This is a genomic window from Burkholderia sp. Ac-20392, from assembly GCF_017104585.1.
Taxonomy (GTDB): Bacteria; Pseudomonadota; Gammaproteobacteria; order Burkholderiales; family Burkholderiaceae; genus Burkholderia; species Burkholderia lata.
The window spans coordinates 1-9,909 of sequence record NZ_JAAGPB010000332.1 but is presented as its reverse complement, the minus strand read 5'-3'; the positions used below and the strand labels follow the sequence as shown (position 1 = coordinate 9,909).

At 68.7% G+C, this 9,909-nt stretch carries 12 protein-coding genes, 1 tRNA gene and 2 pseudogenes; 8 read left to right on the top strand and 7 right to left on the bottom strand.

What is annotated here, in order from left to right; all coding sequences use genetic code 11:
- The 3 genes and pseudogenes from G3N99_RS27850 to G3N99_RS27840 all read left to right on the top strand — a co-directional run.
- A pseudogene (locus G3N99_RS27850) lies at positions 1–196 on the top strand (branched-chain amino acid ABC transporter substrate-binding protein); the annotation flags it as partial.
- 96 nt (positions 197–292) lie between these two features.
- Positions 293–377 (top strand) — tRNA-Leu (locus G3N99_RS27845).
- A 148-nt stretch (positions 378–525) separates the two neighbouring features.
- Positions 526–693: a hypothetical protein gene (locus G3N99_RS27840; protein ID WP_175011537.1), complete on the top strand. Its 168-nt coding sequence runs from the start codon at positions 526–528 to the stop codon at positions 691–693.
- Positions 694–737: 44 nt separating this feature from the next.
- Here G3N99_RS27840 and G3N99_RS27835 read toward each other — a convergent pair whose 3' ends face one another.
- Complete coding sequence (locus tag G3N99_RS27835; RefSeq protein ID WP_206123994.1) at positions 738–1,640, bottom strand: LysR family transcriptional regulator; 903 nt, start codon at positions 1,638–1,640, stop codon at positions 738–740.
- A gap of 117 nt (positions 1,641–1,757) precedes the next feature.
- Between G3N99_RS27835 and G3N99_RS27830 the strand changes: the two genes are divergently transcribed.
- Positions 1,758–2,495 (top strand): SDR family oxidoreductase, encoded by a 738-nt coding sequence (locus G3N99_RS27830; RefSeq protein ID WP_174942023.1) that lies wholly within the window; start codon positions 1,758–1,760, stop codon positions 2,493–2,495.
- A 40-nt stretch (positions 2,496–2,535) separates the two neighbouring features.
- Positions 2,536–3,435, top strand: coding sequence for an SDR family oxidoreductase (locus tag G3N99_RS27825; RefSeq protein ID WP_174941558.1), 900 nt, complete (start codon positions 2,536–2,538; stop codon positions 3,433–3,435).
- Between the two features lie 21 nt (positions 3,436–3,456).
- Here G3N99_RS27825 and G3N99_RS27820 read toward each other — a convergent pair whose 3' ends face one another.
- Complete coding sequence (locus G3N99_RS27820) at positions 3,457–4,347, bottom strand: alpha/beta hydrolase (protein WP_206123993.1); 891 nt, start codon at positions 4,345–4,347, stop codon at positions 3,457–3,459.
- A gap of 106 nt (positions 4,348–4,453) precedes the next feature.
- On the opposite strand from G3N99_RS27820, the gene G3N99_RS27815 reads away from it, so the two are divergent.
- The gene (locus G3N99_RS27815) at positions 4,454–5,353 is read left to right on the top strand and encodes a LysR family transcriptional regulator (RefSeq protein ID WP_174941554.1); all 900 of its coding nucleotides are present in this window, start codon (positions 4,454–4,456) and stop codon (positions 5,351–5,353) included.
- Positions 5,354–5,393: 40 nt separating this feature from the next.
- Here the strand turns inward: G3N99_RS27815 and G3N99_RS27810 are convergent, their stop codons facing one another.
- From G3N99_RS27810 to copC, 4 genes are all read right to left on the bottom strand, one after another.
- Positions 5,394–6,323 (bottom strand): LysR family transcriptional regulator, encoded by a 930-nt coding sequence (locus G3N99_RS27810; RefSeq protein WP_206123992.1) that lies wholly within the window; start codon positions 6,321–6,323, stop codon positions 5,394–5,396.
- A gap of 166 nt (positions 6,324–6,489) precedes the next feature.
- The gene (locus G3N99_RS27805) at positions 6,490–7,263 is read right to left on the bottom strand and encodes an SDR family oxidoreductase (RefSeq protein WP_206123991.1); all 774 of its coding nucleotides are present in this window, start codon (positions 7,261–7,263) and stop codon (positions 6,490–6,492) included.
- A gap of 183 nt (positions 7,264–7,446) precedes the next feature.
- Positions 7,447–7,947, bottom strand: a complete 501-nt coding sequence (locus G3N99_RS27800) for a DinB family protein (RefSeq protein WP_124583108.1) — start codon at positions 7,945–7,947, stop codon at positions 7,447–7,449.
- Positions 7,948–8,012: 65 nt separating this feature from the next.
- Positions 8,013–8,387, bottom strand: a complete 375-nt coding sequence (gene copC, locus G3N99_RS27795) for a copper homeostasis periplasmic binding protein CopC (protein ID WP_174942011.1) — start codon at positions 8,385–8,387, stop codon at positions 8,013–8,015.
- Between the two features lie 114 nt (positions 8,388–8,501).
- Between copC and G3N99_RS27790 the strand changes: the two genes are divergently transcribed.
- Together G3N99_RS27790 and G3N99_RS27785 are read left to right on the top strand one after the other, a co-directional pair.
- Positions 8,502–9,218, top strand: coding sequence for a 16S rRNA pseudouridine(516) synthase (locus G3N99_RS27790; RefSeq protein ID WP_206123990.1), 717 nt, complete (start codon positions 8,502–8,504; stop codon positions 9,216–9,218).
- A 105-nt stretch (positions 9,219–9,323) separates the two neighbouring features.
- On the top strand, positions 9,324–9,509 hold the full coding sequence (locus G3N99_RS27785) for a hypothetical protein (protein WP_089426139.1): 186 nt from the start codon (positions 9,324–9,326) through the stop codon (positions 9,507–9,509).
- Here the strand turns inward: G3N99_RS27785 and G3N99_RS27780 are convergent.
- Positions 9,492–9,909, bottom strand: a pseudogene (locus G3N99_RS27780) (SDR family NAD(P)-dependent oxidoreductase); the annotation flags it as partial. The gene G3N99_RS27785 and the pseudogene G3N99_RS27780 overlap by 18 nt on opposite strands.

Here is a 9,909-nt window from a genome sequence, read left to right as displayed (position 1 = left end):
CCGCGCGCTGAAGGCCGCGCAGCCCGGCACGCCCGCGTTCCGCGCGGCGCTGCGGCGCGAGCTGGAGCGCGCGCACGAGCTCGTCGTGCCGAACGGCGTCGTGAACACCAGCGACAAGGATCACGTGGGACTCGACCAGCGCGCGAGCGTGATGGGAATCGTCAAACAGGGCCGGTTCGTCTACCTGAGCCAGTGACGTGCGCGGCGCGCAACCGGGCAGCTTGCCCGGCGTCTGAATTTCGGACATAATCCGCGTTTCGCCGCGCACAATCGCATGCGCGGCCAGGATCAAGCCCAGGTGGTGAAATTGGTAGACGCAGGGGACTCAAAATCCCCCGCCGCAAGGCGTGCCGGTTCGATTCCGGCCCTGGGCACCAGCATTCTCGCAGCGTGACGCGCTGCGCCTCCCGAAACCCGCGCAAGCTCGCCGCTTCGCGGGTTTTTTGTTTTTGCCGTGCGCGCCGCAACGCGTGCCCCCGCACAACAGTCCAAGCATCATGAGGATGCGCGACACGGAGGCACGCCATGTCCATGCGCACGATTTCATCCCCGCTCTGCCGCCGCGTGCTCGCCGTGGCACTGTCGCTCATGCTGGCCGGATGCGACGTCCTGACCGCACCGCCGGTACCGGACTGGCCGGGCCCGCACGCGCCCTACCCGTTCCCGGACAGCATTCCGCATCGCACCGAGTGAACGCGCGGGAAGGCCACCGTCGGCAGGTCGACTCAAGCCCAGGCTCAGGCCATCAACGCCCGCACGAAGTCGAGAAACACGCGCACCTTCGCGGAAACGAGATTGGACGCGTGGTGATACGCATAGAGCGGAAACGTCTCGTCCGCCCACTCCGGCAGCAGCAGCATCAGCCGCCCGTCGGCGAGGATGTCCCGCGCATAGAGTTCCAGCAGTTGCGCGATCCCCGCGCCGCCCAGGCACGCGCCGAGCAGCATGCCCGTGTCGTTGACCATCAGCCGGCCGGCCGCATCGAACGGCACCACCTCCTTGCCGCGATGGAATTCCCATTCGAACGGCCGCCCCGTCACCGGATCGCGGATCAGCACGCAGCGATGCCCGCTCGCGAGATCCCGCGGGTGCCGCGGTTCGCCGTGACGCGCGACATAGGCCGCCGACGCGCAGGTGAGCACGCGCGTTTCCAGCAGCAGCCGCGCCCGGTATGACGACGGTTCCGGGATGCCGAACCGCACCGCCACATCGAACCCGTCGGCGACGAGATCGCCCATCCGGTCGCGCACGCTGATCTCGACGGACAGGTCGGGAAAGCGGTCGAGAAACTCCGCCATCTTCGGCGCCAGCACGTAGTGGCCGAAAGTCGCGTCGACGTTGACGCGCAGCCTCCCCCTGACACGCACCTTCGACTGGCCGGCGTCGATCGCCGCATCTTCGATGCTGGCCAGCAGCGGCGCGACCGCTTCATAGAAACGCCGCCCTTCGTCGGTCAGCGTGATCGCGCGCGCCGTGCGGTTGAAGATCCGGATGCCGACGCGCTCTTCCAGCCGGGCGACGGCACGGCTCACCGCGGGCTGCGTCAACCCCATCGCCTCGCCGGCGCGCGCGAAGGTGCCGGCCTCGATCACCGCCGAGAGCACGCCGATGCCGCTCAAAAGCCTGCTGTCGAATGCCATGAGACATACTTTCAGTCATTCTTGATCTGATCATTATTCATTATTTTTATTGACCGAGGAAGCCTACATTAGTCCTGTCGCCGGATCGCACGGCACTCACGAATCAAGGAGCAGGACATGAGCACATCGGAACAGGTCGCCCTCGTTACGGGCTCGTCGCGCGGCATCGGCGCGGAAATCGCCCGCCGTCTCGCCCGCGACGGTTTCAGGGTCGTCGTGAACTATGCCGGCGGCGCCGGCCCGGCCCGGGAAGTGGTCGACGCGATCGTCGCCGACGGCGGCACGGCCGTCGCGGTGCAGGCGGACGTCGCCGATCCGGCGGCGGTGGCCGCGCTGTTCGACGCGGCCGAGCAGGCATTCGGCCGGATCGACGTCGTCGTCAACAGTGCGGGCGTGATGAAACTCGCGCCCCTCGCCGAGTTCGACGACGCAGCGTTCGACCAGACCGTCGCGATCAACCTGAAGGGTGCGTTCAACGTCAGCCGCGAGGCAGCGAAGCGCGTGCGCGACGGCGGCCGCATCGTCAACCTGACCTCGAGCGTGATCGGCATGCGCCTGCCGACCTACGGCGTGTACATCGCGACCAAGGCCGCCGTCGAGGGCATGACGCAGGTGCTCGCGCAGGAGATGCGCGGTCGCGGCATCAGCGTGAACGCCGTCGCGCCGGGCCCGGTGGCGACCGAGCTGTTCCTGCAGGGCAAGAGCGCCGAACTCGTCGACCGGATGGCGAAGATGAACCCGCTGGAACGGCTCGGCCAGCCGGCCGACATCGCCAGCGTCGTTGCGTTCCTCGCCGGCCCCGACGGCGCGTGGGTCAACGGTCAGATCCTGCGTGCCAACGGCGGCATGTGCTGACCGGCTGCCTGCCACGCCCCCCTCTTACAGGAGATCGATCATGAAGGAAGTCATTCTCGTCACGGGCGCGTCCAGCGGCTTCGGCCTGCTGACGGCCCAGGCGCTCGCCCGCGCCGGCCATACCGTCTATGCGTCGATGCGCGAAAGCACCGGTCGCAACGCGCCGCGCGTCGCCGCCATCGCCGCCTACGCGCAGGAGCACGGCGTCGACCTGCGCACGGTCGAGCTCGACGTCGGCGACGACGCGTCCGTCGGTGCCGCCATCGATCGCGTGATCGCGGACAACGGCCGCCTCGACGTCATCGTCCACAATGCCGGCCACATGGTGTTCGGTCCGGCCGAAGCGTTCACGCCCGAGCAGATCGCCCAGCTCTACGACATCAACGTCGTGTCGACCCAGCGCGTGAACCGCGCGGCGCTGCCGCACCTGCGCCGCCAGGGCCGCGGCCTGCTCGTCTGGGTGTCGTCGTCGTCCGCGCGCGGCGGCACGCCGCCGTTCCTCGCCCCCTACTTCGCCGCGAAGGCCGCGATGGATTCGCTCGCGGTGTCCTATGCGGCCGAACTCGCCCGCTGGGGGATCGAAACGTCGATCGTCGTGCCGGGCGCCTTCACCCAGGGCACGAATCACTTCGCCCACGCGGGCAAGCCGGCCGATGCGGACATTCAGGCCGCCTACGTCGACGGCCCCTATGCGGGCGTCGCCGAACAGGCGCTGCAGGGCCTCGCCGCGCTCGAACCGGCGGACGCCGATGCCGGCACCGTCGCGACCGCGATCGCCGACATCGTCGCCGCCCCCGTCGGCAAGCGCCCGTACCGCGTGTTCGTCGATCCGTCGCAGGACGGCGCGGAGGAAGTGTTCCGCGTCGGCGATCGCATCCGCCGCGAGATGTTCAGGAACATCGGCCTCGCCGACCTGCTCGCGGCTCGCGTCGGCGGCTGATCCACCGTGCGCCGGCGCGCCTCAGCCTCGCTCGCAGAATCCGAGGATCGCGTCGGCAACCACCGTCGGCGCCTCGCGCTGCGGAAAGTGGCCGACGCCGTCCAGCACCTGCCGCGCGTAGCGCCCCGCAAAGAATCGCTCGCGCCCGGCCGAGCTGTCCGGATGATTGCAGGTGTCCGCGCCGCCGTGCAGCACGAGCGTCGGCAGCGCCAGCACCGGCGCGGGATTCAGCCGCGCATCGTCATCGGCACAGGCCGGCGCGCCCGGCACGAATCCCCACCGATGCCGGTAAGAGTGCAGTACGACGTCGATCCAGTCGGGCCCGTCGAACGCGGCGGCGGCCGCCTCGAAATCGCTGTCGCGATACCAGCCCGGCGGCGACCACGTGTCCCACATCAAGCGGGCAAACGCGCGACGATCGTCGCGCAACGCCTGCTCGCCGCGCTGTGTCGCCATGAACCAGTGATACCAGTAGTTGCGCGCCTGCTGCAGCGACAGCGGCTGTCCCGGATCGTTGGTGCCGTACCCGACCGACAGCATCACGAGATGCGATGCTGCACCATCGCGCAGCCCGCACGCGTTCGCGGCCGCCCGGGCGCCCCAGTCGTGCCCGACCAGCACGGGCCGCTCGACGCCAAGCGCATCGACGAAGTCGAGCAGGTCGCGCCCGAGCGCCGCGAGCTGGCCGCTACGCGGCACGGATGCGTCGCGAAAGCAGGTCGGCGCAAAACCGCGCAGCGCGGGTGCGAGCACCCGGTAGCCGCGCGCGGCGAGCGCGGCCGCCACGGCGTCCCAGCCGACCGGGCTGTCCGGCCAGCCGTGCAGCAGCACGGCCACGCGCTCGCCGCGCGGGTTCCATTCGAGATAGGCAATGTCGAGCGACGCGGTCGTCGCATGCGCATAGGTCGTCATCGTGCACTCCGTTGGGTCGATCCGAGTGCACGATGGTAGGCCGGCCTTTCATCACGATTCACGGAGTATCATTGTTCATTCTTCGAGTATTGCGTTGAATTGATCCATGGAACCGCTGACCGACCCGGCGTCGACCGCACTCGACATCACGCTGCTGCGCACCTTCCTCGAAGTCGTCGACAGCCGCGGGTTCGCGCCCGCCGCGGAACGGCTCGCACTGACGCCGTCCGCCGTCAGCGGCCACATCAAACGGCTCGAACAGGCAGCCGGCACGGTGCTGCTCGCGCGCACGACCCGCCGCATCGCGCTTACGCCAGCCGGCGACACGCTGTACGCGTACGCGCGCAACATCGTCGACATGGAGCGCGAAGTGCGCGCGAGGCTGCGCGGCGCGCCGGCGCACGGGCCGCTGCGAGTCGGTGCATCGGAGGATTTCGCGGGCGCGTGGCTGCCGCAGGTGCTGCGCACGTTTCGCGACCGCCACCCGCGCACGTCGATCGAGCTGAAGGTCGGGATCACCGCGTCGCTGCTGCGCGAGCAGACGCTCGGCCGGCTCGACGTCGTGTTCGGCAAGCAGTGCCGGCAGGTCGACACGCCGGGCGAACTGCTGTGGGAAGAACCGCTCGTGTGGGCGTTCGCGTCGGATCGCACGCTCGACGCCGGCGGCGACGTTCCGCTCGCGCTGTTTCCGCAACCATGCGTCTATCGGGAAGCCGCCGTCGCGGCACTTGCCGCTGCATTGCGGCCGTTCCGCGTGCTGTTCGAGAGCAGCAGCATGGCCGGCTGCGTGTCGGCCGCGCTCGCGGGCTTCGCGGTCACCGCGCTGGCGCGCAGCCAGCTGCGCGACGGCCTGCGCGAATGCGGCCCGCAGGACGGTCTGCCGGCGCTGCCGGCCGCGCGCTTCTACGCATTCGCGGCAAAACCGGACGGCGCCGGCGCCGCATTGATCGATGCGGTGCGGGAAACCGGGCGCAACCGGCAGTTCGCGGTGGCGCTGCCCGGCTGAAACACGCACGACGACACGTGACGCCAACCGGCCGTGCCGGTCAGTCGCCCTCAGCGCCCTCCCCGCCTCTCGTCACCGCGCTCGCCATCAGTTCCCCGAACCATTCGATGAACGCATTGAGCCGGCGCGAACGATGGCGCCGATGCGGATAGACAGCCGACACGTCCATCGGTGACGCACGGTGGCCGGGCATCACGTCGACGAGTGCGCCGCTGTCGAGCAGATGCTGGACGTCGAAGCGCGGAATCTGAATCAGCCCCATTCCGGCGATGCAGCTGGCGATATAGGTTTCGGCGTTGTTGACGATCACGCGGCTCGGCAGCGTGAGTGTGTGCCGCTCGCCGTCTGCGCAGTATTCCCAGTCGAGCTCGCGCCCCGTTGTCGGCGACACATAGCCGATCGCCCAGTGTCCGTGCGCGAGCGCATCCGGATGCTCGGGCACGCCGCATTCGCGCAGGTAGTCGGGGCTCGCGCAGTTGATCAGCGTGAACTGCCCGAGTGGCCGCACGACGAGGCTGCTGTCCGCGAGCCGCCCCACGCGAATCGCGCAGTCGACGCCCTCCTGCACCAGGTCGATCGAACGATCGGTCGAGCCGAGCGACAGTTGCAGCTTCGGGTAACGGTGAAACAGCGACGGCAGCGCGGGCGCCACCATGCGGCGTGCGATCCGGCTCGGCACGTCGACGTTCAGCCGGCCGATCACGTCACGGTCGCGGCGGCGGAACAGGCGGTCGAGCTCGTCGGCCTCCGAGAGCAGGCGCCGGCCGCGCTCGAGCAGCAGCGCGCCGTCGGCAGTCAGCTGCACCTGGCGTGTCGTGCGGTGCAGGAGGCGTGTGCCGAGCCCGGTCTCGAGCTGCTGCACGGCCGCCGACACGGTCGCGCGCGGCACGTCGAGCGCATGCGCGGCCTTGATGAAGCTGCCCATCTCGGCAACCTGCAGGAAGATTCTGACCTGATCCAGCTTGTCCATCGGCGGGGAACCCAGGTTCGGACGAACGCCGCCGCCAGCCGTCGCGCGTCGCGGCAAGGTCCGGCGGCACAGAGAAAACGGGCACGCAGCCGCGAGGCCGCGCGCCCGTCCATTGTCCACGCAAACGCGCCATTGCGGTACGCCGCGCGGCCCGTTGCCGGGTCGGTTACTTGGTCGTATAGCCGCCGTTGATCAGGATCGTCTGGCCCGTGATCCACCAGCCGTCGGTGACGAGATGGCGGATGAACGGCACGACGTCCTCGATGTCGGTCAGGCCCGTCTTGCTGAACGGCGACAGCGCGGCCGCCGTCTTGTGATACGCGACCGCATCGGCGCCTTCGGCCGGGTAGAAGAACGGCGTGTCCATCGGGCCCGGCCCGACGGCCGTCACCGAGATCCCGCGCGCGCCGTATTCCTTCGACGCCGCGCGCGTGAAATGCTCGACCGGCGCCTTCGACCCTTCGTACGCCGCATAGAACGGCGTAAACGCGCCGAGCAGCGACGTCACGAGCGTGACGAGCTTGCCGTGATCCTCGAGGTGCCGCCCCGCTTCCTTGATGAAGAAGAACGCCGACTTGCTGTTCACCGCGAACATCTCGTCGTACTCGGCCTCGCTGATCTCGGTGAACGGCTTCTTCAGCACCTTGCCGACCGTGTTGATCGCGATGTCGATCTTGCCGAAGTGCTGCTTCGCGTCGTCGAACAGCTTCTCGACCGCGGCGGCCGTCGTCAGGTCGCCCTGGAACGTTGCCGCTTCCGCGCCGGCCGCACGCACCGCGGCAGCCGTCTCCTCGGCCTGCGCCTGCGATGCGGCACTGTTGTAGTGAATCGCCACGGCCTTCGCGCCGTGGCTCGCCAGATCCCGCGCGATCAGGCCGCCGAGATTCTTTGCGCCGCCTGCGATCAGGGCGACCTTGTCTGCGAGCGTATGAGTTGCCATGGTTGACTCCTTTTCTCGTTGAACGAAGCTTGGAGTGTAGGCACGCGCGACGCACCGGTCAGCCAGTCTCGGCTGGATGGATTATCCAGAAAAACGATCCAATCGAAGCGCGGCAGTGCAGCCTGCCGTACCGACAACCGCGCCGGAATCTGCGTTCGATCGATGGCGTAGATGCCGGCCGGCTCAGCGCGCGTACAGCGTCGCGTCGATCTTGCCGAGCAGCCACTGCATGCCGGCCAGATGCTGCTGGTCGTGGCTGCACAGGTAGTGAACGAGCCCCCGCACGGTCAGCGAACCGTAGCCGTCGAACTCCCCGGTGCGCGCGAGTTGTTCGGGCGTCAGGCGCGACACGAGGTCCAGCGTCTCGCGCCGCGCTTCGCGGATCGCCGCGAGCACGTCGGACGCATACGCATCGTTGTAGCGGCGCTCGATCGCGAGCGCGTCGCCATCGATCGACACGAGCAGCGGCCGGTCTTCGTCGAGCATCCGCCGCAGCCGCACGTGATAGCCGTCGATCTCGATGTCGCGCACGTGGCAGAGCTGCCCGAGCGGCGAGAAATGCTCGCTCGGGATCCCCGCCCAGTCGTCGGGCGTCCAGCGCGCGTAGCCATCGGGTACGGCCGCGAAATGCGCTTCGAGCTGACGGGGGAAATCGGCGAGTGCGTCGAGCGTCGTCGGGTTCATGCGGGAAACTCCCTGTCGGATGAGGGCGACGACAACCCTGGCACGGGCCTGCCGCCGCCGTTGCGTCACTTCACGCTGAAGCCATACGCGCCCTGCGTGCGGTGCCCGTCGGTCGCGACGGCCACCCATTTCACCGTATAGGCACCGGTGCCGACCGCCGTGAGCGGCACCGTCATCTGCTTGCGGTTCGACGCGTCGATGCGCGCACGGCCGTCCGACACCGTCTTGCCGTCGCCGTCGACGACGACAATCGAGCTGAACGCCGGCTCCAGCGGCTCGGTGAAGTCGATCGTGACGGCGGCGGGTGCGGCAGCCACCGCCGCGCCCGCCGCCGGATCGCTCTTCGCGAGGTGCGCGTGCGCGAACGCGGCCGACGAGACGGTCGCGGCCACGATGACGGCAGCGGCCTTGCGGCCGAACAGGAACGAAGCAAAAGGCATGGACTTTCCGTGAAGAATGAGCGGGCGCCGCGCCCCGCGCGGCGTACCGGCAGCTTACCAGCGCATGCGCGTTCATGCCGGTCGCGCGCCATCGCTTGATAGAATGCGCGCGCTATGGATCTCGAAAGCATTCTCTACACTCAGGGCTTCGGCTCGCGCCGCCAGTGCCGCGGCCTGATCGAAGCAGGCCGCGTCACCGTGGCGGGCGCCAGCGCAACCGACCCCGACGCCGCGTTCGATACCGACGGCCTCGTATTCTCGGTCGACGATACGGCGTGGCCGTTCCACGCGCACGCGTATCTCGCGCTGAACAAGCCGGCCGGCTACGAGTGTTCGCGCGACCCGCAACACCATGCGAGCGTGTTCAGCCTGCTGCCCGCGCCGCTCGTCGCGCGCGGCGTGCAGTGCGTCGGGCGCCTCGACCAGGACACGACGGGCCTGCTGCTGCTGTCCGACGACGGCCAGTTCGTGCACGCGTACACGTCGCCGAAGCGCAAGGTGCCGAAGACCTACGTGGCGACCGTGCGCCACCCGCTCGACGACACGCAGCTGAACACGCTGCGCACCGGCGTGCAGCTCCACGGCGAGCCGAAACCGATCGCGGCGGTCGCCGCCGACGCGCGCGACACGCACGCGCTCGCGCTGACCGTCCTCGAGGGCAAGTATCACCAGGTCAAGCGCATGGTCGCAGCGGCGAGCAATCGCGTCGAAGCGCTGCATCGCGAAAGCATCGGCGGCTTCACGCTGCCGGGCGATCTCGCACCGGGTGCGTGGCGCTGGCTCGATGACGCCGACCTTTCAGCGTTGCGCAATCCGGTCAAAACCCTGTAAGGGAAAATCCGCACGACCGTTCGACGTCCGGCCGCATCTCGGCCGCATGTTCCCCCGCTATACTGAAATCACAAGCTGTACGAGCAGCGATGCAGGGGAGACATCATGAACAACCATACTTTTGAACTGTCGTCCGTGATGATCGCGTTCGCGGTCATCGGTGTCATCGTGATCGGCGGGCTGCTGGCCGCGATGCACATGAAGCACAAATATCATCCGAACCTGATTGGTGCGCTGATCGGCGCACTGCTGTGCTTCCTGCTGATCGAGGCGTTACCGGCGCTCACCTGATGCGCTGCCCGGCGCGAGCGTTTGAAGGAAATCATCTACGGTCGGATAGCGCAACGTCACGCACAATTCGGCCTTGAGCCGTGCGTTGGACAGGCGCCGCGACTCGCGCATGAACGACAGCAGTGTCGGTTCGAGCTGACGCTCGGCGTCCGCGCGGCTGACGCGTGGCGGCCTCGGCAGGCCGAGCGCCTGCGCGACCCGGTCGAAATACTCTCCCATCCGCAGTTCGCTGTCGTCCGACGCATGCACGGCGCGCGCCGGCTTGCCACGCTCGGCCGCGCGGCGCAGGATCGCCGCGAGATCGTCCGCATGGATGTGGTTCGTGTAGACGTCGTCGGCCGGCTCGAGCGCCGGCGTGCCGCGCTCGAGCCGTGCGATCGGCAGACGGTTCGCCGCGGCT

Excerpts from the sequence above, each read along its gene's own strand:
- G3N99_RS27840 (WP_175011537.1), top strand. The coding sequence starts at position 526 with ATGTCCATGCGCACGATTTCATCCCCGCTCTGCCGCCGCGTGCTCGCC.
- G3N99_RS27835 (WP_206123994.1), bottom strand. The coding sequence starts at position 1,640 with ATGGCATTCGACAGCAGGCTTTTGAGCGGCATCGGCGTGCTCTCGGCG.
- G3N99_RS27830 (WP_174942023.1), top strand. The coding sequence starts at position 1,758 with ATGAGCACATCGGAACAGGTCGCCCTCGTTACGGGCTCGTCGCGCGGC.
- G3N99_RS27825 (WP_174941558.1), top strand. The coding sequence starts at position 2,536 with ATGAAGGAAGTCATTCTCGTCACGGGCGCGTCCAGCGGCTTCGGCCTG.
- G3N99_RS27820 (WP_206123993.1), bottom strand. The coding sequence starts at position 4,347 with ATGACGACCTATGCGCATGCGACGACCGCGTCGCTCGACATTGCCTAT.
- G3N99_RS27815 (WP_174941554.1), top strand. The coding sequence starts at position 4,454 with ATGGAACCGCTGACCGACCCGGCGTCGACCGCACTCGACATCACGCTG.
- G3N99_RS27810 (WP_206123992.1), bottom strand. The coding sequence starts at position 6,323 with ATGGACAAGCTGGATCAGGTCAGAATCTTCCTGCAGGTTGCCGAGATG.
- G3N99_RS27805 (WP_206123991.1), bottom strand. The coding sequence starts at position 7,263 with ATGGCAACTCATACGCTCGCAGACAAGGTCGCCCTGATCGCAGGCGGC.
- G3N99_RS27800 (WP_124583108.1), bottom strand. The coding sequence starts at position 7,947 with ATGAACCCGACGACGCTCGACGCACTCGCCGATTTCCCCCGTCAGCTC.
- copC (WP_174942011.1), bottom strand. The coding sequence starts at position 8,387 with ATGCCTTTTGCTTCGTTCCTGTTCGGCCGCAAGGCCGCTGCCGTCATC.
- G3N99_RS27790 (WP_206123990.1), top strand. The coding sequence starts at position 8,502 with ATGGATCTCGAAAGCATTCTCTACACTCAGGGCTTCGGCTCGCGCCGC.
- G3N99_RS27785 (WP_089426139.1), top strand. The coding sequence starts at position 9,324 with ATGAACAACCATACTTTTGAACTGTCGTCCGTGATGATCGCGTTCGCG.